We start from the raw sequence: 20,829 nt of genomic DNA on the forward strand, positions 1-20,829 counted from the left end.
TCAGACAGACACCCCTCCACCGACTACGACACACCAATGCCATCCATCGACGACGTCGTTGACTCCCCCGACGAACTGGACGACGAGACCGCACAGGAACTCTACGAGAACGCCGACCGCACCCAAGACATGATGGGCGAGGTCTGCCCGTACCCGCAGGTCGAGGCGCAGAAGGGCCTCCAGAAGCTCGAATCGGACGAACTCCTCGTTCAGGAGACGGACCACGTCCCCTGCACGGAGAACGTCCCGAAGGCCGTCGGCGACGACGCCGAAGCGACCGTCTGGCGCAGCGGCGACGGCGTCTACCGCATCTACCTCCGGAAGAACTGATCATGCCCGCAGAACTCAGCCCCGCCGAGACCAGCGAGCGACTCGACGACGAGGACTTCACGCTCGTCGACATCCGCGACCCCGAGGCCTACGAAGAGGGCCACGTCCCCGGCGCGGAGAACCTCACCCTCGAGGAACTCGAAGAGACCGTCGAGGAGCGCGAGTGGAACGACACCGTCGCGTTCCTCTGCTACATCGGCAAGTCCTCCCAGCAGGCCGCTCGCTTCGTCGAGGAGTACGGCGACGCGGACGACGTCTACAGCGTCGCCGGCGGCATGGACGAGTGGGACGGGGAGGTCGAGGTCGCGGACGACGTCGACGCCCTCGACGCCGGGAGCGATTGAGGGCGGGGGCGACGGACAGCTTTTCGTGTCGGCCCCGCGACGGGCCGGTATGCGCTTCGGTATCCTCAGCACCGCGGACATCGCGCTCGATTCCTTCGTCCCCGGCGTCGCCCGGACCGAACACGAGGTCGCGGCCATCGCCTCGCGCGACGCCGAGCGCGCCGCCGCGGCCGCGACCGCACACGACATTCCCGACGCTTACGGGAGCTACGACGCACTCCTCGAGGCGGACATCGACGCCGTCTACAACCCCCTGCCGAACGCCCTCCACGCCGAGTGGACGACGCGCGCCGCCGACGCCGGACTCCACGTGCTCTGTGAGAAACCCCTCACGCGCGACGCGAACGAGGCCCGCGACGTCGTCGACTACTGCGCCGACCGGGGCGTCACCCTCATGGAGGCGTTCATGTACCGCTACCACCCGCGCACCGAACGCGTCCACGGCCTCCTCGACGCGATGGGCGACGTCGTCTCCGCGTCCGCGTCGTTCGGCTTCCCCCTCCGCGGTGATCCCGCGGACGTCCGACTCCAACCCGGGCTCGCCGGCGGGTCGCTCATGGACGTCGGGTGCTACCCCGTCAACGCCCTCCGGACCTTCCTCGGCGAACCCGACGCCGTCACCGCGACGACGTACGACAGCCGCGACTGCGGTGTCGATACCCGCCTCGCCGGGACGTTCGAGTACGAGGGCGGCGCGAGCGCCACCCTCCGCTGTTGGTTCGACGCCCCCGAACACCAGCGCTACCGGATCGAGACGACCGACGGCTGGATCGAGGCGACCCCGGCGTTCAACGTCCCCGCGGACGCGTCCGCCGAACTCCGCTACGGCCGCGACGGGCGCACCGTCACGGAGACGTTCGAGCCGGTCGATCAGTACGCCCGCGAGGCCGAACACTTCGCCGACTGCGTGGAGAGCGGCATGACGCCTCGCACCGACGGCGCGGACGCGCTCGCCAACATGCGCGCGATCGACGCGCTCGCCGAGGCGGCCGCCACCGGAGAGCGCGTCACGCTCTGAGCCGCGGAGCAGGCACATCGTTTATGTGTTATCGGGGTGTCACCTACACGCATGCCGAGCTCGGACGTCGAGGACGACATCTACGAGGCGCTGCTCGCGGTAGCCGAGAAGGACGATTGGGGACTGCGCGACCTGGCCGCACACGCGGACGTGACGACCGACGGATTCGGAATGCAGCTCTGTGAACGCTGTCTGAACCGCCTCGAAACGCAGGGGCGCGTCGAGTGGGACGGCGGAACCTGGCGGCCCGCGGAGCGCTGAGTCGGCCGGCCCGCGACGGATCGCGCCGCTACCGCAACGCACGTCCGGGTCGACACCCAGTACCGACGTATGGTGACGAACCGGCAGTTCGTACTCGCGCGTCGCCCCGAGGGGAAACCGACCGACGACGACTTCGAACTCGTCGAGGCGGACGTCCCCGACCCCGGCCCGCGTGCGGTGCTCGTTCGTACCCGCTATCTCAGCGTCGACCCCTACATGCGCGGCCGGATGCGCGCGGGCGAGTCGTACGCCGACCCCTGGGCCGTCGGCGACGTGCTTCAGGGTGCCGTCGTCGGCGAGGTCGTCGAGTCGAACCACCCCGATTTCGCGGCGGGCGACACCGTCACCGGGAACCTCCAGTGGGCGGACTACGCCGTCGCCGACGGCGACGACCTCGTCAGCGTCGATACGGGTGACGTCTCGGACTCCGCGGCGCTCGGCGTCCTCGGGATGCCCGGCTGCACCGCGTACTTCGGCGTCACTGACGTGCTCGACCCCGACCCCGGCGACACCGTCGTCGTCTCCGCGGCCGCGGGGGCCGTCGGAAGCGTCGTCGGCCAGCTGGCGAAACTGAACGGCTGTCGCGTCGTCGGGATCGCCGGGAGCGACGGGAAGGTCGCGCACCTCGAAGACGACCTCGGCTTCGACGCCGGGATCAACTACGCCGACGCGGACGTCGCCGACGCGCTCGCCGAGGCCGCCCCGAACGGCGTCGACGGCTACTTCGACAACGTCGGCGGCCCGATCACGGACGCGGTCTTCGACCACCTGAACGTCCGCGCGTCCGTCGCCGTCTGCGGACAGATCGCCCTCTACAACGACGAGGGCGTCCCGACCGGCCCGCGGAAACTCCACACGCTCGTCGAGAAGCGCGCGAGCGTCGAAGGGTTCCTCGTCGGCGACTACGCCCCGTGGTTCGCCGAAGCGACCGAACGCCTCGTCGGATGGGTGCAGAGCGGCGACGTCGCGTTCCGCGAGACCGTCGTGGACGGATTGGAGAACGCACCCGACGCCTTCGTCGGCCTCTTCGAGGGCGAGAACGTCGGAAAGCAGGTGGTGCGGGTCGAGGCCGAGTCCGACGCGTAAACGCCGGGCACGCGAGAACGATAGATTTCGCCGCGTTCGACGGGTCGTAGAGCCGTCGAGCACGCAGGACCGTGTCCTGTGGAGTTCGGCGGATCGTACGCGTCGGTCCCGTCGTCCCCGTTTCGACCGCGCCGTTACTCGAAGCCCATCGCTTCGATCTGCTCCTGGTAGCGATTGCGGATGGTGACCTCGGTCACCTGCGCGACGTCGGCGACCTCGCGCTGGGTCTTCTTCTCGTTGCAGAGGAGGCTGGCGGCGTAGATCGCGGCGGCGGCGAAGCCGGTCGGGCTCTTCCCAGAGAGGAGGCCCTGCTCGGCGGAGATGTCGATGATCTCGTTGGCCTTGGCGATCGTCTCCTCGTTGAGTTCGAGCTCGCTGGCGAAGCGCGGCACGAACTGTTTGGGGTCGACGGGCTCCATCTCCAAGGAGAGCTCTTGGGCGACGTACCGATAGGTGCGCCCGATCTCCTTCTGGTCGACGCGGGATACCTCGGCCACCTCCTCAAGCGAGCGCGGGATGCCTTCCTTTCGACAGGCGGCGTAGAGACAGGACGTGGCGACGCCCTCGATGGAGCGCCCGCGGATGAGGTCCTCCTTGAGCGCGCGGCGGTAGATGACGGACGCGACCTCACGGACCGAGCGCGGGACGCCGAGCGCCGAGGCCATCCGGTCGATCTCGGAGAGCGCGAACTGGAGGTTTCGCTCGCCGGCGTCCTTCGTGCGGATGCGTTCTTGCCACTTTCGCAGACGGTGCATCTGCGATCGCTTCTTCGAGGAGATCGAGCGACCGTAGGCGTCCTTGTCCTTCCAGTCGATCTGCGTCGTCAGCCCCTTGTCGTGCATCGTCTGGGTGGTCGGCGCGCCCACCCGACTCTTCTGCTGGCGCTCGGAGTGGTTGAACGCGCGCCACTCCGGCCCCCGATCGACGTTGTCCTCCTCTAGTACGAGGCCGCAGTCCTCACAGATGAGCTCACCCTGGTCCGCACTCACCGAGAGGTTGGAAGACTCGCACTCCGGACAGGTGCGCGTCTCCTCCTGCTCCCCGTCGGTCGTCTCCGCCTCGACGTCTCGCTCCTGCTGGCGGCTGCGGCGTGCCATGTATGATGACCAATGACACCGATAGATTTAAGCCCTTTGCCCAGTCGGATATAGGTCTCTTTCGGCACACAACGGTGGTACGGGGCGTCTCCGGTAGATATCTCCGCATCCGATCCGCCATCACGCGGGTGTGAGTCACTCCCGCGTGTCGTTCGCGCCGCCGGTCGTCGCCGCGCCCCCCGACTCCGTGACGACGATGTCCCCCACCATCCCGAGGTTGACGTGGGGCTCGCAGACGATGTGGTAGGTGCCCGGGACGGTGAACTCGTGGTCGTACGTGTGACCGCGCGAGCGGAGTTCGGGCTCGCCCGTCCAGTCGGCCCCGGCGGGCTTCTCCGTCGGCACGACGTTGTGGCCGTTGCTCCGCCAGACGAAACGGACGGTTGTCCCCGCGTCGATCACCAACGGCTCGTCGGTCCCCGGCCGAAAGGCGTAGTCGACGAGCGCGCACCGGACGGTGTCGGGCGGGAGCGGCGTCGTCGATGTCGACGCCGTAGACGCATCGCTACCACAGCCGGCTAGTCCGGTCGTGGCGAGTGCACCGACGCCGGACAGATACGTTCGTCGTCGCACACGCGCCCTAGCCCGCGCGCGAGAAAACGCGTGTCGGTCGGTGATCGCTCTCGGGTCTCGCGCCGGCCCGTCAGGCCGAGCGCGCGTCGTCGATCGCCGAGCTGATCGCGTCGTACCCCGGGTCGTCGGTCGCGGTGCCGTCGACGAACACCGTCGGCGTCCCCCGGACGCCCATGTCGCGGCCGGCCTGCCGGTCGGCCTCCAGTACGGGATCGTACGCGCCGCCCTTCGCGGCCCGGACGACCGTCGTCGCGTCCGCGCCGAGGTCGTCCGCGACCGTCCCGAGGTAGTCGTAGCCGGTCGCGCCCGCGCCGACGTACGCGTCCTGATGGGCGAAGAGCGTCGCCGCGTACTCGAAGAACGCCGCGTCGTCGAGGGCGTCCTGCACCGCGCGGGCCGCGTTCGCCGCCGCCCACGACCACTCTTCGTTCACCGGGAGCGGGAAGTCGTGGTGCTCGTAGCGGACCTCGCCGGGATCGACGTACGACTCGACGAGCCGCGGGACGACCTCGTTCGAGTAGGTCGCACAGTGCGGGCAGGCGTAATCCTCGAAGGCCTGGACGGTCACGGCGGCGTCCGGGTCGCCCCGAACCGGCGTCGGGAGCGAGTCCACCGTCTCGACGTCCGGGTCGTCGGGGACGTCGACGTCGAGCAGGTCCCGCGTCGTGGTCGAGCCGCCCGACCCGGTCGACTCGCCGTCGCCGCTAGAGGTACAACCCGCGAGCAGTCCCGCGCCGAGTGCGCTCGCCGTCGCCAGCACGTCGCGTCGCGTTCGCATGTGTCGTCGAACGGGGGTGCGACGCATAGGCTCACCGCCTCGCGACGCCGTCCCGTGCGGACGTGAGACCGGCCCACGGGGCCGTTGAAACGACGCTTTTATGCGTCGCATCCGCTTCCCTTCAGAGGAGACAGGCGTAGCCTGTTTCACTGACCCGTAGCAGCTCCCCTGACGGGGGCAGACACACTACGGAGGTGAAAGATGGCAGACAACATAGAAGAGGCAGTTGCGAACGCGATCGACGAGGCACCGCCGCGGAACTTCCGCGAGACGGTCGACCTCGCGATCAACCTTCGTGACCTCGACCTCAACGACCCGTCGAACCGCGTCGACGAGAGCGTCGTGCTGCCGTCGGGCACCGGACAGGAGACGAACATCGTGGTATTCGCCGAAGGCGAGACGGCCGTTCGCGCCGAGGACGTCGCAGACGACGTCCTCGGTGGGGACGACCTCGAAGACCTCGGCGACGACGATGACGCTGCGAAGGACCTCGCCGATGAGACGGACTTCTTCATCGCCGAAGCCTCCCTCATGCAGGACATCGGTCGTTACCTCGGTACCGTCCTCGGTCCCCGCGGGAAGATGCCGACCCCGCTCCAGCCCGACGACGACGTCGTCGAGACCGTCAATCGAATGAAAAACACCGTGCAGCTCCGCTCGCGCGACCGGCGCACCTTCCACACCCGCGTGGGTGCGGAGGACATGAGCGCGGAGGAGATCGCGTCGAACATCGACGTGATCGTCCGCCGACTGCACGCGAACCTCGAGAAGGGCCCGCTCAACGTCGACTCCATCTACGTGAAGACGACGATGGGCCCGTCCGTAGAGGTGGCCTAAATGTCCGCATCCGAGCGTACCACCGAGACGATCCCCGAGTGGAAGAAAGAGGAGGTCGAGGCACTCACCGAGTTCCTCCGCTCCTACGACTCCGTCGGCGTCGTCAACGTCGCGGGCATCCCCTCGCGCCAGCTCCAGGACATGCGCCGCGAGCTCCACGGGAGCGCCGAACTCCGGATGAGCCGGAACACGCTCCTCGCTCGCGCGCTCGACGAGGTCGACGACGGCCTCGAACAGCTTTCCGAGTTCCTCACCGGCCAGGTCGGGCTCGTCGGGACGAACGACAACCCGTTCGGTCTCTACAAGGAGCTCGAGGCCTCGAAGACGCCCGCGCCGATCAACGCGGGCGAGGTCGCCCCGAATGACATCGTCATCCCCGAGGGTGACACCGGGATCGATCCGGGTCCGTTCGTCGGCGAACTCCAGCAGATCGGTGCCGACGCGCGCATCCAGGAGGGCTCCATTCAGGTGCTCTCCGACTCGGTCGTCACCGAGGAGGGCGAGGTCGTCTCGGACGACGTCGCCAACGTCCTCGGCGAGCTCGGTATCGAACCCAAGGAGGTCGGTCTCGATCTCCGGAGCGTCTACAGCGAGGGCGTCCTCTTCGATCCCGAGGACCTCGCGATCGACGTCGAGGAGTACCGCGCGGACATCCAGTCCGCCGTCGCCTCGGCGCGCAACCTCTCGATCAACGCCGAGTACCCGACCGCCGCCACCGTCCCGGCCATGCTGCAGACGGCCGCGGGCGAGGCGAAGAGCGTCGGTCTGGAGGCCGCGATCGAGAGCCCCGACCTGATGGACGACCTCGTCAGCACGGCCGACGCGCAGGTTCGCGCGCTCGCCGCCAACATCGACGACGAGGACGCGCTCCCCGAGGAGCTCCGCGGCGTCGAAGCGCCCGCGGAGCCCGCGGCGGAGCCCGACGACGACGAATCGGACGCCGACGAGACCGAGACCGACGAAGCCGACTCCGACTCCGCGGAGCCCGACGACGAGGGCGACGAGGACGACGGCGCGGAAGGCCTCGGAAACATGTTCGGTGACTGACTATACCACACCCACAACACCCCTAGAACAATGGAATACGTTTACGCTGCGCTCATCCTGAACGAATCGGGCGACGAGATCAACGAGGACAACGTCACGGCCGTTCTCGAGGCCGCCGGTGTCGATGTCGAGGAGTCCCGCGTCAAGGCCCTCGTCGCCGCGCTGGAGGACGTCGACATCGAGGAGGCCATCGAGTCCGCCGCGGCCGTCCCGGCCGCCGGCGCCTCCGGTGGTGCCGCGTCCGGCGGCTCCGCGGAGGAGTCCGAGGACACCGAAGAGGAGTCCGAGGACGAAGAGGCCGCCGACGAGGCGGACGAAGGCGGCGACGAAGAGGACGAGGAGGCCTCCGGCGAGGGTCTCGGCGACCTCTTCGGCTAACCGTCCGCGACTCGAATCACGTTCTTTCTTTCGACGGCACGCCGCGTAGCGACGGCGTCGTGCAGTCCAATCGAGAGAGTACCCGGCGTCCAATCGATACCTCGACGGGACTGCGCGATACCTCGGCTCTACGGCCCCGAAGGTGCCAGCGGTGGCGCGCGTTCAAGTGCGAGGGCGCGCCCACTCCGGTCCGATGTACGCGTTCGGCGTCCGCCTCGGTCTGGAAACGCAGTCGACGGCGGCCGCGCTGGCCTGCGTCGCGGTCGGCATCGGCCTCGGGACGTGCTCGGGGCTGACGCCCGGCCTGCACGTGAACACGCTCGCCGTGTTGCTCGCGGCCGCGGCGCCTCTCGTACCGGGGCCGGCACGCGGCGTCGCGGTGGCGATACTCGTGGCCGGCGTCGTCCACTCGATCCTCGACGTCGTGCCGGCGCTCGCGCTCGGCGTGCCCGACGCCGCGATGGCGCCGTCGACGCTTCCGGGTCACCGCCTCGTCCTCGACGGTCGGGGACGCGAGGCGCTCCGGCTCTCGGCGCTCGGGAGTGGCGCGGCCGCCCTGCTCGCGTGCGTCCTCGGGTGGCCGATCACGCTCCTCGTTCGCCCGCTCGCGCCCGCCGTCCGGGCGCACCTCCCCCTCCTCCTCGCCGCCGTCGTCGTCTTCCTCGTGTGCACCGAGCCGACGCGCCGCCGGCGGGTCGGGGCCGCGTTCGCGTTCGCGCTCACTGGGGCCTTCGGACTCGTCGCCCTCGGACTCCAGACGAACCCGCTGCTCGGTGACGGGGACCTCTTGATGCCGGCGTTCGCGGGGCTGTTCGGCCTGCCCGTGCTGCTCGCGGCGCTGCGGGGTCGCGGGCCGCCCGCGCAGACGGACGCCGCGATCCGTGCACCGAAACCGATCACGTCGCTCGCGGCGCTCGCGGGGGCCGTCGCCGGCGCCGCGGTGAGCTACGTCGCCGGCGTGTCGAGCGCCGTCGCGGCCGTCGTCGCGCTCGCTGTGCTCCCCGGACTCGACGAGGAGACCGGCGATCGGGCGTTCCTCGTCGCCACGAGCGGCGTCAATACTAGTAATACGATCTTCGCTCTCTTCGCGTTCGTCGCCCTCGGCGAGGCGCACACCGGCGTCGTCGTCGCGCTTGATCGGAGCGCGGCCCCGCTCGACCTTTCGCTCTATGTCGCCTGCCTCCTCCTCGCCGCCGCCGTAGGCGTCGTCCTCGTCGTCGCTATCGGGGAACGCTATCTCGCCGCCGTGGCGTCGCTCCCGACCGCGTGGGTCTGTGCGGGTGCGTGCGTCCTCGTCGCAGCACTGAGCGTCGTTCTCGCCGGCCCCACCGGACTCGCGGTGCTCGCCGGCGCGACCGGTCTCGGGTTCGTCCCGCCGCACTTCGGCGCGCGTCGCGTCCACCTGATGGGCGTGCTCATCGTCCCGCTCCTCGTCGCTTAGAGCCAGCTCTCGCGGCGGAAGTACCAGAGGAGGATCAGGGAGACGAGTCCCATCCCGATCATGACGGCGGGGTAGCCGTACGGCCACGCGAGCTCGGGCATGTTCCACGGCGTGTCGGCGAAGTTCATCCCGAAGACGCCGACGACGAGCGTGAGCGGGAGGACGATCGTCGCCACGACGGTGAGCTTCTTCATCACCTCGTTCGTGCTCATCGAGAGCGTGTTGAGGTAGATGTCGCGCGCGCCGGCCGCGAGATCCCGGTACGTTTCGACGAGATCGACCTGCTGGACGAGGTGATCGTAGACGTCGCGGTAGTACTTCTCCGTCTCCGCGCGCACCTGTGGCGGGTCACCGCGGGAGAGCACGCCGATGGCGTCTCGGGTCGGCCACAGGAGCTTGCGGAGGGCGAGCAGTTCGCGGCGGGCGTCGTTGATCTCCGTCAGGACGTCGGCCTCCGTCTCGTCGAGCACGGTGTCCTCGACGTATTCGAGGCGGTCCTCGACGTCGTCGAGCGCCCCGAAGTAGTCGTCGACGACGGCGTCGACGATCCGATAGGCGGTGAAGTCCGGGCCGCGCTGAAGGACGCGGTCGTCCTCGGTGCGGACGAACCGCCACGTCCGTTCGACGGCCGCGCAGTCGTCGGTCGCGTACGTGACGAGCCAGTCCTCGCCGAGGAAGAGTCCGATGGGGTTCGTGAGGAGCTCGCCGCGAAACGAGGTGTCGCCGCTGGCGAGGCGGGCGGCCTTCACGAGGACGAACGTGTGGTCGTCGAACTCCTCGACCTTCGGTCGAATGTCCTTCTGGACGTCCTCGACGGTGAGCGGATGGAGGCCGTAGACGGACGCGACGTGTTCGAGTTCGTCCGGCGTCGGGTCGAACAACCGCACCCACGTCGTCCCGGCGGCCGCCTTCGCGGCGTCGATGTCGTCGTAGGTCGTCACCCCGCCGGCGGCGTAGACGACGGCCTCGACGGTCATTCACCGCCCCCGACGAGACGCCCCTCGCTGATCGCACAGAGCGTGATCCCGACCATGACCGCCGTGATGGTGAACGCGCGGCCGGGGTAGGCGTAGAGGACGCCCGCGACGTATCCGAGGGCGCCGAGCGCGCTGAGGGCGAGGCCGACCCCGGCGATCCGATCCATACCGCGTGGGTCGACCGGGCCGAGCAAAAGCGTTGTCGTCGCCTCGCTACTCGCTCTCGGTCGCGTGTTCGACGGCGTCGAGGAGCGTCCGGACGTGCTCGGATTCGCTGTCGTCGAGACGCTGTGGATAGACGGCGATCGCGAGGACGTAGTCGTCGCCGTGCTGGACGCGCGTCACGTGGACGTAGACGTCGACGGACCCCCCGCCGACGAGCTGGGCGTCGGCGCTGAATTTCCCGACGGTGGTGTTCTGCCCGAGCATCGTCGTCGAGTAGTTCCCGACGGGCTGTACGTTCTCGATGCTCTCGTAGCGCGACTGGAGCATCATCACGAGCTGCTCGCGTGGGTAGTCGCCGATCGGGTTGAACGATTGGCCGAGGACGTTCACCTGCGGGGTGGCGACGGTACTGAACACCGCGGCGCGCTGCGAGCCCAGCGGCCCGAGGTCTATCGACCGGTCGTACTGCGCGATCCAGTTCGTCACTTTCACCGTCTTCGACTGGTCGGCCGCGCTGACGTTCCGCGTGATGACGGACTCGTTCACCGACTGCTCCTCGTAACCGGTCTGGGAGAGGGCCTGCTCGCTCACCGTGGCCTTATCGGCGCCGAACGTGACCGGTCCCCCGGTGAGCGCCGAACAGCCGGCGAAGGCGACGAGCAACACCACTCCCGCGACCGCGACGATACGTTCTCGCATGTCCGAACCCGCCTACACGCCATCCGGGAAAAAGGATATCGGCCGTCAGAGACGATACGTCGGCCCGCTGTCGGTGTCCTCGACGGTCACACCGAGCGCGTCGAGTTCGTCGCGGAGGCGATCGGCGCGCTCGTACTCGCCGGCGTCGCGCGCTTCCTCCCGGAGGTCCACCACGAGCTCGACGAGGTCCTCGGCGAGCGTGACGTCGCCGCCGGGCTCGTCGCCGAAGGAGAGTCCGAGGACGCCGCCGCCGTAGGTCTCGATGGCCTCGACGGCCTCGCGGAGTCCGCGATAGTCGTAGTCGTCGCGCTCGGCGAGGTGAACGTTGAGCGCGGAGGCGAGATCGGAGAGCGCGCGCAGCGCCTCGCGGGTGTTGAAGTCGTCGTTCATCGCGGCCTCGAAGTCCGCCGTCGCCGTCTCGGCCGCCTCGCGAAGCTCGTCGTCGACGGCCTTCGTGTGCGCGTCGACGGAGTCGAGGGCGGCGACCGCGTCGTCGTACGACCGCGAGAGGCGTTCCCAGCGCTCGACGGCTTCGTCGATGGCCGCCTCGGAGTACGTCTGCCTGCTGTTGTAGGTGCCCGAGACCATGAACAGGCGGAGGGCGTTCGGGCCGTACTCGTCGACGGCGTCTCGCACCGTGATGAAGTTCCCGAGGCTCGAACTCATCTTCTCCTCGTCCATCTCGAAGAGCGCGCAGTGGAGCCAGTAGTTCGCGAACGTGTGGCCGGTTGCGGCCTCCGACTGGGCGATCTCGTTCTCGTGGTGCGGGAAGACGAGGTCGCGCCCGCCGACGTGGATGTCGAGGGTCTCGCCGAGGTGCGTCATGCTCATCGCGGAGCACTCGATGTGCCACCCGGGACGGCCCTCGCCCCACGGTGACTCCCACGTCTGTCCCTCGGGGTGAGCGGGCGTCCCGGGGTGGTCGTGCCCGCGGTGGCGCTCGATGGCGTCGGTGTCGACGCCGCCTGCCTTCCACAGCGCGAAGTCCGCGGGGTTGCGCTTCTCGGAGCGCTCGTCGGGGTCGCCCTGTTCTTCGATGTGCGCTAAGTCCTGATTGGAGAGTTTCCCGTAGTCGTCGAAGGTGGTGACGTCGAAGTAGACGGAGCCGTTCGACTCGTATGCGTGGCCGGTCTCGACGAGCGTCTCGACGAGGTCGACGATCTCCGGGATGTGCTCGGAGACGCGCGGGCGGACCTCGGTGCGTTCGAGGTTGAGCGCGCGCATCGAGTCGAGGATCTCCGTGATGTAGTGTTCGGCGACGTCGTTCTCGTCGTCGCCGTCGCGCCCGACGCGCGCCACGATCTTCTCGTTCACGTCGGTGAAGTTCTCGACGTGGTGGACGTCGTAGCCGAGGTGGCGGAGCCACCGGCTCATCACGTCGACGTGCACCCACGAGCGTGCGTGGCCGAGATGCGGCGGGTCGGAAGTCGTCAGCCCACAGTAGTAGAGGCGGACGTCGTCGGGGTCCTGGGGGACGAACTCCTCGGTCTCGCCGGAGAGCGTGTTGCGCACGCGCAGCGTCATGGTCGCCGGATAGGGCGACCCCGGTGGTTAAACCATCGCTCTCGCTGCCGTCACGCCGTCGTCGGTACGGCGGCGAGCGCCGCCTCGACCGCGCGCAGGGCGTCCGGGCCGTCGCGACGGCTCACGACGACGAGGAGGCCGTCGCCCGCGACGCCGGCGGCCTCGATTTCGATGCCGTCAGTCGCCAGACGACCGAGCACGGACCCGAGCGCGGCCGCGTCCACGTCGCCGGTGGCGATGACGCCGGTCAGCGTCCCTTCCCCCGGCGCGAATCCGACGCCGTTCACCGAGAGGAGGCCGTCGGGTGCGTCTTCCGCGCGCCCGAGGCCGCTCTCCATGGTGACGCGGGCGTCGCGCGATTCGACGGCGTACGCCTCGCGGTCGTCGGCGTACCGTCGGAGCGCCGTCGCGGCCGCCTCGACGTCCGCGTCGGAGTCGAGGTCGAGGAACCGCGCCGCGGCGGCGTAGTTCACGACGCCGGCGCGTAGCGCCGTGACGAGGAACGGGTGATCCCGGAGCGCTTCGCGTGCGCGCTCGGCGAGCGTCTCGGTCATACCCACACCGCAGACACGGCGACGGGGTAACTCTTCTCGTGCGGACGCGCGCCGGACGACGCCGCGGCGATTCCGCCTCGGGTACGTCCCCGGGCGAGGGTCGGGAGAGACGGTGGTCCTAAGGTCGGCGCGAGCCAACTGCGGGACATGCAAGCGCTCGTCATCGCGGCCCACGGCTCGCACCTCAACCCGGGGTCGAGCGAACCGACGTTCGCGCACGCCGAGACGATTCGCGCCACCGGCGCGTTCGACGAGGTCCGCGAGGCGTTCTGGAAGGAGGAACCGTCGTTCCGCGAGGTGTTGCGAACCCTCGAATCCGACGAGGTGTACGTCGTGCCGCTGTTCGTCTCCGAGGGCTACTTCACCGAGCGCGTCATCCCGCGCGAGCTCCGCTTGGAGGGGTGGAACGTCTCGGACTGGGAGTCGGACGGCACCGACGCCGACCACGCCACGCTGAGCGCCGCGGACGTCGAGAAGACCGTCCACTACTGCGGGCCGGTCGGGACGCACGACGCGATGGGCGACGTCATCGTCGAGCGCGCGCGCTCGATCACCGAGGACCGTGACCTCGCCGATTTCGGCCTCGCCGTCGTCGGCCACGGCACCGAGCGAAACGAGAACTCCGCGAAGGCCATCCACTACCACGCGGATCGCCTCCGCCGGAGCGGGCTGTTCGCGGAGGTCCGCGCCGTGTTCATGGACGAGGAGCCAGAAGTCGACGACGTGGCGACGCTCTTCGAGACCGACGATGTCGTCGTCGTGCCGCTCTTCGTCGCGGACGGCTTCCACACCCGCGAGGACATCCCCGAGGACCTGGGCCTCACCGACGACTATCGGAGGGGGTACGACGTCCCGACGGCCGTCGATGGCGTCCGGATCTGGTACGCCGGCGCGGTCGGCACCGAACCGCTCGTCGCGGACGTCGTCCTCGAACGCGCGGCCGACGCGGGCGCGGACGTGGCCGACGCCATCGCGGCCGTGCGCGAACGGACGCGGAGCGGGCCGGAGGCGACCACCGGGACGGCGACGGGGCGATCGCGATGACGGGCGACGTCGCCGCCCTGATCGAGGCGGCCGGCGACGGGATCGACTTCGACGGTCTCGTCGTTGAGGACACCGCCTACGGCTACCGCTTCGAGACGCCCGAGGTCTCGAAGCGCGGGATCGACACGAGCGAGCTCGCCGCGCTCGCCGACGGGGATCCGTACGTCGCCAACTGGCGGTACTGGGCGGAGACGGTCGGCGGGCGCGGCACCGCACGGCGGGCGTTCCTCCGGTGGCTGGAGGGCGCGGACGCCGCGGGGACTGACGACGCCGAAAATGGCGACGACACCGAGGGGGACAGCGACGCGGGACGAGGCGACGGCGCGCAGCGCGGGGACACCGACGGGGACGAAGGCGGCGACGACGCGACCGTCGACGCCCGCGAGCGCCTCGCCGCTCTCCGCGACGGCGGCCGCGCCCGGACGTGGGGCGAGCTCCGCATCCGCGTTCGCCTCGCGGATGCGGGCGGCGAGCGCGTCTACGACGTCCGCCACCGGGACGACGCCGCCGCCGACCCGCGGGACCTCGACGCGTTCCGCGATCCGGGGGCGGCCCACGACCTCGTCAAGTACGACGACCGCGGGCGCTACCGGCCGCTCTCCACCGCGCCCTCGCTCCCGCACGGCTGGCAGTTCGTCGAACTCGACGGCGACGCCCTCGTCGATACCGTCGACTTCGTCTACCCGGCCACGGTGGCCAACTGGCACCGCGAGCGCGAGGGGGACCTCGACGTCACCCACTGGCGCGAGACGGCGGCGCGACAGACCGGCATCTACGGCCTCGTCTCCGACCTCCCGACCGAGGCGCTCACGTGGGCCGCCGAGGCCTGTTGCGTCGACAGTCAGTGTCTGAAGCGCCGTGAGTGGGACCACGACGCCGGCACCGAACTCGACGTTCCGCGGGGCGACGGCGAGTTCCCCTGCCGGGAGCCGTGTTCGCTGTTCGTCGCGGCGGCCCGCGAGTTCACGAAACTCGAAGGCGAGCCCGAGGACACCCACGAGGTGACGCTCTCGGAGAGCGAGGTCGAGGGCCTCGGCGATCTCGTCGACGCCGTCGCGGAGGACCGCGTGGACGAGGTCCGCGAGGCCGACCTCGACGACGGTGCGAACCGCTATCGCGTGCGCTATTTGCGCGCGAAGCGCGGCCGCGACCTCGGCATCGACTCCTAGCGGAGCGCGTACCAGGCCGCGACGCCACAGCAGAGCGCGAGCGCGCCGACCACGACCCCGACGAGTTCACTCAGAAGTAACACGGCGAGCACCGCGAGCGCGAGGCCGACCACGGCGATCGCCGCGGGGACGAACGCCCGCGGGTCCGGTCCGTCGTCGCGCTCCTCCGGCGTCGTGACCTCCCCCAGCGACTCGTCGACCTCGACCGTGTCCGGCGCGTCGCGCTCGACGATCCGCACGGGGATCTCGAGGCGTTCGGCCCCGTAGCCTGCGGCGATCCGAAGCGTCCCCTCGACCGGACGCGGGCCGGGTTCTCCGACGGAGACGGTGATCCGCTCGCGCGACTCGGGCGGGACGTAGTAGTTGCCGCCCGCCGGACGCGCGACCCGCGAGAGAGCCTCGTCGGTGTGGATGTGGACGTGGCTCCCGGCGCCGTGGTTACGGATCTCGACGTCGAACGACCCGTCCGCCTCGAACGGGACCGGCGAGGCGGCCAACGCGTGCGCGCGGCCGTCGTTCAGGTCGACCGTGAGCGTCAGGGGCACGTGCGGCCGGGGAGACGATGCCCGACAGCAAAAAGCTTCGTCCGCTTCGGCGGGCTACGCCGGGGTCTCCTCGCGCATGTCCGGCGGGAGGAGGTTCGGGATGCCGTCCTCGATCGGGTAGGTCTCGCCGCAGTCCGTGCACGTCAGCGTCCCGGCGACGACCTCGTCGTCCTCCTCGGACTCGACGTCGAGGTCGAGGTCGTGTTTGTCGAGCGGACAGCAGATGATGTCCATGAGGTCCCGCTTCATGCCTCGTGGGTGGGTGGCGGCCACCCAAAAGCCTTCCTCACTTTCCGCGGTCGTCGGTGACGGCCCGCCGCTTCCTGCGCGCGTTACGCCTCGAAGGGGTTCGTCCGCACGACCGTCTCCTCGCGGCCGGGTCCGACGCCGAGCGCGTAGGCGGGCACGCCGAGTTCGTCCTCGACGTACTCGACGTAGGCGCGCGCGTTCGCGGGGAGGGCGTCGTATCCCTCCGCGGCGACGACCTCGGAGTCGAAGGCCTCCCAGCCGTCGAAGGTCTCGAAGACGGGAGCGCACGCCGCCCAGCGCTCCGTCGTCGCGGGGATCGTCGACACCGTCTCGCCGTCGAGTTCGTAGGCGCGTCCGACCTTCACCTCGTCCAACCCCGCGAGCACGTCGAGGTGGTTGATGACGACGCCGGTGAAGCCGTTCGCGCGCGTGGCGTGACGCAGCATCGGGAGGTCGAGCCACCCGACGCGGCGCGGTCTGCCGGTCACGGTGCCGTACTCGCCGCCCTCGTCTCGGATGTACGTGGCGAGCTCCTCCTCGCGACCCTCGCCCGGCGTGTAGTCCGGCGTGTCGCCCTCGACGCCGCCGAGTTCGGTGGGGAGCGGGCCGCTTCCGACGCGCGTCAGGTAGGCCTTCACGATGCCGACGACGTCGCCGTCGTCGCCGCCGACGACGCCGGGGCCGAGACCCGTCCCCGTCGACGCGCCGCCCGCGGTCGGATTCGAGGACGTGACGTAGGGGTAGTTCCCGTGGTCGATGTCGATGAGGGTGCCCTGCGCGCCCTCGAACATGACGTTCGCGTCGTCGTCGAGGCGGTCGGCGAGGAAGTCGCCGGCGTTCACGAGCATGCCCTCCTCGACGAGTCGCTCGGCGTACTCGGAATACTCGGCGTGGAGGGCGTCGATATCGAACGCCTCGTCCACTTCGACGCCGAAGACGTCCTCGGCGAGCGCGCGCTTTTGCGGGACGACGTACTCCAGTTTCTCGCGGAGCAGGTCGGGGTCGACGAGGTCGCCCACCCGGATGCCGCGCCGGCCGGCCTTGTCCTCGTAGGTCGGGCCGATGCCGCGTCCGGTGGTGCCGACCTCCTCGCCGTCCTCGCTCTTGGCTTCCTCCTCGATGCCGTCGAGGACGCGGTGGTACGGGAAAATGACGTGTGCGCGACGCGCGACCCGGACGTCCGGGTCGAGGCCGCGCTCGCGGAGGGCGTCGATCTCCTCGAAGAGCGTGGCGGGGTTGACGACACAGCCGTTGCCGAGGACGCCGGTCTTGCCGCGGACGGCACCGCTTGGCACGAGCGAGAGCTTGTATTCCTCGCCTTCGTGCACGACGGTGTGGCCGGCGTTGTCGCCGCCCTGATAGCGGGCGACGACGTCGACGGCGTCGCCGAAGATGTCGACGACGCCGCCTTTGCCCTCGTCGCCCAACTGCGAGCCGACGATGGTGACGGTCATACGCCGGACGTTTCGCCCCCTCGGTGAAACTCGTTACGGTCCCCGTTCCCGAGATGTACACAGACGTGGACACGTCGCGGTATCGAGCTCGTTTGGCTACCCACGTACGGGCCCACTAATCGGGGCAGAAAGACGTAAGCCCTCCCCGTGTGAAACCACGGGACACGCCCGCACTCTCCGGGGCGTAGGACAACCTTTAAACGCTGTCCCGACGAGTTAACAAATGCCATGATAGACCGGCTTGAGAAAGAGGTCGATATGCTCGAACGCCATCTCGAAGTGCTCCGGATGGTCATCGAGAACGAGCCCATCGGGATCGTCAAGATGTCCAACGAGACGGGCTACCCGCACCACAAGGTCCGCTACTCCCTCCGCGTCCTCGAAGAGGAGAACCTCATCGAGCCCTCCAGTCAGGGCGCGATCACGACCGACCACACCCACGAGTTCGTCGAGGAACTCGACGAGAAGGTCGACGAGACCGTCCAGAAGCTCCAGTCGATGAAGATCGAGGCCCCCGCCGAAGCGGAGAACTAGAGCCCGGGCACGGTCACGTGGAACGATCCCGCGCGATCCTCCACGAGACAGAGGTGGTAGCCGCGTTTGCGAGCGACTCTCACGTAACTCTCCTTCTCGCTTCGCCGCAGGAAGCTGCCGTCCGACGTCGCATCGTTCGCCGCTTCCAGCGCGTCCGGTTCGAAGAACGACGCCGTGACGTAGAACGCCGCCGTCAGCGTCTCCACGCCCTCGCTGATCCGCGACGCCGCCGCCGTCAACGCCTCCATCTCGTCGCCGTCGACGGGGCCGCGGCCGGTGTTCAGCGCCGCGACGGCGAGCGGATCGCCCATGCCGTCGCGTAACACGACGTCGAAGGACTCCGTCACCGTCTCACCGCTCTCGGTCCCGACCGCCACCGTCCCGTCGAGTTCCGCGCGGTCGATCTCCGGGATCGCCTCGTAGAGCTCCGCGAGGCCGGTCCGGTGCCCGGTCTCGTCTATCTCGAACGGGAGGTCGCGGACGACCCACGAGACGAACCGATAGGGCGCGGACGCTTCGAGGAACGTCCGATAGTCGTCGCCCGACACCGTGGCGTCAACCGCGTCGAAGCTCGTGTGGTGTTCGAGCCGGAGGTTCGCGTCGATCGCCTCGGGGTCGGCCTCCCCGAGCGCGTCCAGGGTCGGCTCGGCCTTCGACTCGTAGCGCACGAAGAGGTTCGTCCCCGCGAGTGCCGTCTCGGGGTCGAGCTCGGTCGCGGGATCGACCCGCCCGCCCGCGGCGTCGAGCGCCGACTCCAGCTCCGCGACGCGATCCTCCAGCGTCGCTACCGTCTCGCGGAGGTCGTCGCGCTCCGCGCGGAGCCGATCGAGCTCCGCGTCGCGTTCCTCCACCGCCGCCTCGGCCGTCTCGGCCCGCTCCGTCAGCGTCTCGACTCGCTCCGCACGCTCGGCGAGGCGGTCCTCGTAGTCGGCGATGCGCGCTTCTCGCTCCTCGATCGCCTCCCGCAGTTCCGCGACGTGCACCTCGCGTTCGGCCACCCCGACGCGCTCCGTCCCGTTCTCCGGCGCCGGTCCGTCAGCGTCGGCGTCGGCGTCGTCGTCGGCTTTCGTTCCGGTTCTGACCCCGTCGCCGTCCGCGCCCGCGTCATCGGCGTCCGGCCCCGAATCCGCCGGAGACGTCTCGTCGGCCCCGACGGAGCCGGGGCGTTCGTCGTCCCCCGTGGGTCTGTCGTCGGCCGTCGGCGCGTCGCGTCCCGTCGTCCGCGCGTCCGCCGTCGCCCCGACGTCAACCCCGTCGTCGCTTTCCGCGGTCTCAGTCCTTTCACCGTCGCTTTGCACGGCGTCGGTCTCTTCGGCGTCGGCCGTCGGCGCGTCACGCTCGCTCGTCACGTCCCCCCGTCGATCGCTCGCTCCGTCGTCGCGGTCGGCGTCGACCGGAGAGTCGCTACCGGCCCCGAGCGATTCCAGCGCCGCGGCGTCCGATTCGCCACCGGAATCCCCGGCGTCGGTGTCGTCCGCGTCCTCGTCGCTGGTCCCGTCCCGGCTCTCGTCGTCAGCCTCGCCCGGGCTCTCGTCGCCGGTTCCGCCTGCGCCACCGTCGGCGTCGGCCCCTTCGTCGTCCGCGGGTCCGGCGGCCGCGATGGCGAGCTCGTCGGGGACGTCGCGCTCGCGAGTTCCCTCTCCACCGGCGTCGTCGCTCTCGTGCGCGTCCTCGTCGTCGACCCTGTCGTTCTCGTCCGCGAGCGCCGCGCCACCGACGGTCGCCGCGTCGTCGCCGCGCACCTCGGTGTCCGCTCCGGCCCTCGTCGCGTCGTCGCCGCCGGCCCCGGCCGCCGCACCGTCGGTCCCGTCGACCGACTCCTCGGGTTCCGGGAGGTCCGGGAAGTCGAAGTCGACCGAGACGACGTCGTAGACGCCGACTTCGTCGGCCGCGCGTTCGAACGCCTCCTCGCCCGTGAGCACCGTCGGCACGTTCCCGACGAAGGCGACGGGGAACGAGCGACCGCCGTAGTAGGCGACGTAATAGTCGCCGCTCAGGACGTTCTCCGAGAGCTCGACGTAGCCCGTGAACCCCGCGTCGCGGAGCGCCTCGTCGGTCTCTGCGAGCGGCGTCTCGTTCGTGTAGTAGCGTGCGCGCGTCTCGCCGTCCGATTCGTGCATCGCCAAGAGGAGGGAGAGGGACCGTTCCGGTGCGCTTCGGGACTCGCCCGACCCCTCGACGACGTCCGCGACGGTGCCGTCGGCGACGGCGACGGCGCGGCCGTTGACGAAGAAGAGGTGCGCGCCGCCGACGGCGACGACGCCGGAGAAGTCCGCGGCCGCGAGTTGGGCGAGCGCGTCCGCACCGCCCTCGTAGGGACGGGCGTCCCACGACTCGACGCGCTCGGCCGTGCGTGTCTGCATACGCCCCCCGTGGCGGCACCGACGTAAAACGTTTTCCGGAGACCTACAGCTTGCCGCCGGCGTCGTCCGCGAGCTCCTCCATGCGCTTGGAGATCCGACCGGCGTTGGAGAACTCGTCCTCGCTCATGGCGACCGCCAGCGCGTTACCGAGGACGAAGACCGCGTGCTTGTGTTCGCTCTTCGACTTGTGGACGTGTGAGGGGTCGATGTCGAGCTCCTCGTACGGCTCGAAGACGCTCGCGTCGACGCCCTCGTACCCCGAGAACGTCTCTTTGATCTCCACCATCTCCTCGTGGAGTTCGAGCAGTTCGTCCTTGTGCATACCGCGAATTGGACACAGCGAGGGTTAAACCTTGCTCGCC

Annotated in this window: 25 protein-coding genes; 12 read left to right on the forward strand and 13 right to left on the reverse strand. The window is 69.7% G+C overall.

The annotated features are described in order from the left end of the window. Positions 1-36 precede the first annotated feature (36 nt). The 5 genes from J2754_RS05935 to J2754_RS05955 all read left to right on the forward strand — a co-directional run bounded on the left by J2754_RS05935 (position 37) and on the right by J2754_RS05955 (position 3,039). Positions 37-330, forward strand: a complete 294-nt coding sequence (locus J2754_RS05935; protein ID WP_188878869.1) for a sulfurtransferase TusA family protein — start codon at positions 37-39, stop codon at positions 328-330. A gap of 2 nt (positions 331-332) precedes the next feature. Next, positions 333-674, forward strand: coding sequence for a rhodanese-like domain-containing protein (locus J2754_RS05940; protein WP_188878870.1), 342 nt, complete (start codon positions 333-335; stop codon positions 672-674). Positions 675-723: 49 nt separating this feature from the next. Continuing rightward, positions 724-1,692: a Gfo/Idh/MocA family protein gene (locus J2754_RS05945; RefSeq protein WP_188878871.1), complete on the forward strand. Its 969-nt coding sequence runs from the start codon at positions 724-726 to the stop codon at positions 1,690-1,692. 51 nt (positions 1,693-1,743) lie between these two features. After that, the gene (locus J2754_RS05950) at positions 1,744-1,953 is read left to right on the forward strand and encodes a hypothetical protein (RefSeq protein ID WP_188878873.1); all 210 of its coding nucleotides are present in this window, start codon (positions 1,744-1,746) and stop codon (positions 1,951-1,953) included. A gap of 69 nt (positions 1,954-2,022) precedes the next feature. After that, on the forward strand, positions 2,023-3,039 hold the full coding sequence (locus J2754_RS05955) for an NADP-dependent oxidoreductase (protein WP_211086927.1): 1,017 nt from the start codon (positions 2,023-2,025) through the stop codon (positions 3,037-3,039). A gap of 134 nt (positions 3,040-3,173) precedes the next feature. Here the strand turns inward: J2754_RS05955 and J2754_RS05960 are convergent, their stop codons facing one another. From J2754_RS05960 to J2754_RS05970, 3 genes are all read right to left on the reverse strand, one after another. Then, positions 3,174-4,136 (reverse strand): transcription initiation factor IIB, encoded by a 963-nt coding sequence (locus tag J2754_RS05960; protein WP_188878877.1) that lies wholly within the window; start codon positions 4,134-4,136, stop codon positions 3,174-3,176. Positions 4,137-4,271: 135 nt separating this feature from the next. Further along, complete coding sequence (locus tag J2754_RS05965; protein WP_188878878.1) at positions 4,272-4,709, reverse strand: plastocyanin/azurin family copper-binding protein; 438 nt, start codon at positions 4,707-4,709, stop codon at positions 4,272-4,274. Between the two features lie 70 nt (positions 4,710-4,779). Next, on the reverse strand, positions 4,780-5,487 hold the full coding sequence (locus J2754_RS05970; RefSeq protein WP_188878879.1) for a thioredoxin domain-containing protein: 708 nt from the start codon (positions 5,485-5,487) through the stop codon (positions 4,780-4,782). Between the two features lie 201 nt (positions 5,488-5,688). Here J2754_RS05970 and J2754_RS05975 point away from each other — a divergent pair, with 201 nt between their 5' ends. From J2754_RS05975 to J2754_RS05990, 4 genes are all read left to right on the forward strand, one after another. After that, positions 5,689-6,324, forward strand: a complete 636-nt coding sequence (locus J2754_RS05975; protein ID WP_188878880.1) for a 50S ribosomal protein L1 — start codon at positions 5,689-5,691, stop codon at positions 6,322-6,324. Beyond that, positions 6,325-7,371: a 50S ribosomal protein L10 gene (locus J2754_RS05980; protein WP_188878881.1), complete on the forward strand. Its 1,047-nt coding sequence runs from the start codon at positions 6,325-6,327 to the stop codon at positions 7,369-7,371. 30 nt (positions 7,372-7,401) lie between these two features. Next, the gene (rpl12p, locus tag J2754_RS05985) at positions 7,402-7,749 is read left to right on the forward strand and encodes a 50S ribosomal protein P1 (RefSeq protein ID WP_188878883.1); all 348 of its coding nucleotides are present in this window, start codon (positions 7,402-7,404) and stop codon (positions 7,747-7,749) included. A 193-nt stretch (positions 7,750-7,942) separates the two neighbouring features. Beyond that, positions 7,943-9,190 (forward strand): tripartite tricarboxylate transporter permease, encoded by a 1,248-nt coding sequence (locus J2754_RS05990; RefSeq protein WP_188878885.1) that lies wholly within the window; start codon positions 7,943-7,945, stop codon positions 9,188-9,190. On the opposite strand, the gene corA is transcribed toward J2754_RS05990, so the two are convergent. Genes corA through J2754_RS06015 form a run of 5 tightly spaced genes read right to left on the reverse strand, consistent with a single transcriptional unit; the run spans position 9,187 to position 13,109 of the window. Then, on the reverse strand, positions 9,187-10,167 hold the full coding sequence (gene corA, locus J2754_RS05995) for a magnesium/cobalt transporter CorA (RefSeq protein ID WP_188878886.1): 981 nt from the start codon (positions 10,165-10,167) through the stop codon (positions 9,187-9,189). The two genes, J2754_RS05990 and corA, sit on opposite strands and share 4 nt — an antisense overlap. Then, positions 10,164-10,334 carry a hypothetical protein gene (locus J2754_RS06000; protein WP_188878887.1) on the reverse strand — a complete coding sequence of 57 codons (171 nt, stop codon included), beginning with the start codon at positions 10,332-10,334 and terminating at the stop codon, positions 10,164-10,166. Before J2754_RS06000 ends, corA begins: the two co-directional genes overlap by 4 nt. Before the next feature lie 46 nt (positions 10,335-10,380). After that, positions 10,381-11,031, reverse strand: coding sequence for a DUF6517 family protein (locus tag J2754_RS06005; RefSeq protein WP_188878888.1), 651 nt, complete (start codon positions 11,029-11,031; stop codon positions 10,381-10,383). 45 nt (positions 11,032-11,076) lie between these two features. Next, positions 11,077-12,555, reverse strand: a complete 1,479-nt coding sequence (gene cysS / locus J2754_RS06010) for a cysteine--tRNA ligase (protein WP_188878889.1) — start codon at positions 12,553-12,555, stop codon at positions 11,077-11,079. Positions 12,556-12,605: 50 nt separating this feature from the next. Then, the gene (locus tag J2754_RS06015; RefSeq protein WP_188878890.1) at positions 12,606-13,109 is read right to left on the reverse strand and encodes a DUF7523 family protein; all 504 of its coding nucleotides are present in this window, start codon (positions 13,107-13,109) and stop codon (positions 12,606-12,608) included. A gap of 147 nt (positions 13,110-13,256) precedes the next feature. Between J2754_RS06015 and J2754_RS06020 the strand changes: the two genes are divergently transcribed. Together J2754_RS06020 and J2754_RS06025 are read left to right on the forward strand one after the other, a co-directional pair. Beyond that, complete coding sequence (locus J2754_RS06020; RefSeq protein WP_188878891.1) at positions 13,257-14,153, forward strand: CbiX/SirB N-terminal domain-containing protein; 897 nt, start codon at positions 13,257-13,259, stop codon at positions 14,151-14,153. Continuing rightward, positions 14,150-15,322 (forward strand): DR2241 family protein, encoded by a 1,173-nt coding sequence (locus J2754_RS06025; RefSeq protein WP_211086928.1) that lies wholly within the window; start codon positions 14,150-14,152, stop codon positions 15,320-15,322. The genes J2754_RS06020 and J2754_RS06025 overlap by 4 nt, the downstream gene beginning before the upstream one ends. Here J2754_RS06025 and J2754_RS06030 read toward each other — a convergent pair. The 3 genes from J2754_RS06030 to J2754_RS06040 all read right to left on the reverse strand — a co-directional run bounded on the left by J2754_RS06030 (position 15,319) and on the right by J2754_RS06040 (position 17,570). Continuing rightward, positions 15,319-15,867 (reverse strand): DUF7524 family protein, encoded by a 549-nt coding sequence (locus J2754_RS06030; protein WP_211086929.1) that lies wholly within the window; start codon positions 15,865-15,867, stop codon positions 15,319-15,321. The genes J2754_RS06025 and J2754_RS06030 overlap by 4 nt on opposite strands. 54 nt (positions 15,868-15,921) lie before the next feature. Next, positions 15,922-16,116: a methytransferase partner Trm112 gene (locus tag J2754_RS06035; RefSeq protein WP_188872891.1), complete on the reverse strand. Its 195-nt coding sequence runs from the start codon at positions 16,114-16,116 to the stop codon at positions 15,922-15,924. Between the two features lie 83 nt (positions 16,117-16,199). Further along, the gene (locus tag J2754_RS06040) at positions 16,200-17,570 is read right to left on the reverse strand and encodes an adenylosuccinate synthase (protein ID WP_188878894.1); all 1,371 of its coding nucleotides are present in this window, start codon (positions 17,568-17,570) and stop codon (positions 16,200-16,202) included. A gap of 228 nt (positions 17,571-17,798) precedes the next feature. Here J2754_RS06040 and J2754_RS06045 point away from each other — a divergent pair, with 228 nt between their 5' ends. Further along, positions 17,799-18,104 (forward strand): hypothetical protein, encoded by a 306-nt coding sequence (locus tag J2754_RS06045; protein WP_188878895.1) that lies wholly within the window; start codon positions 17,799-17,801, stop codon positions 18,102-18,104. Here J2754_RS06045 and J2754_RS06050 read toward each other — a convergent pair. Both J2754_RS06050 and J2754_RS06055 read right to left on the reverse strand, forming a co-directional pair. Beyond that, positions 18,101-20,467, reverse strand: coding sequence for a DUF7527 domain-containing protein (locus J2754_RS06050; protein WP_211086930.1), 2,367 nt, complete (start codon positions 20,465-20,467; stop codon positions 18,101-18,103). The genes J2754_RS06045 and J2754_RS06050 overlap by 4 nt on opposite strands. A 43-nt stretch (positions 20,468-20,510) precedes the next feature. After that, complete coding sequence (locus J2754_RS06055; RefSeq protein ID WP_188878897.1) at positions 20,511-20,789, reverse strand: UPF0058 family protein; 279 nt, start codon at positions 20,787-20,789, stop codon at positions 20,511-20,513. Positions 20,790-20,829 lie beyond the last annotated feature (40 nt).

Origin of the sequence: Halarchaeum nitratireducens, assembly GCF_017874695.1 — an archaeon.
Lineage (GTDB): Archaea > Halobacteriota > Halobacteria > Halobacteriales > Halobacteriaceae > Halarchaeum > Halarchaeum nitratireducens.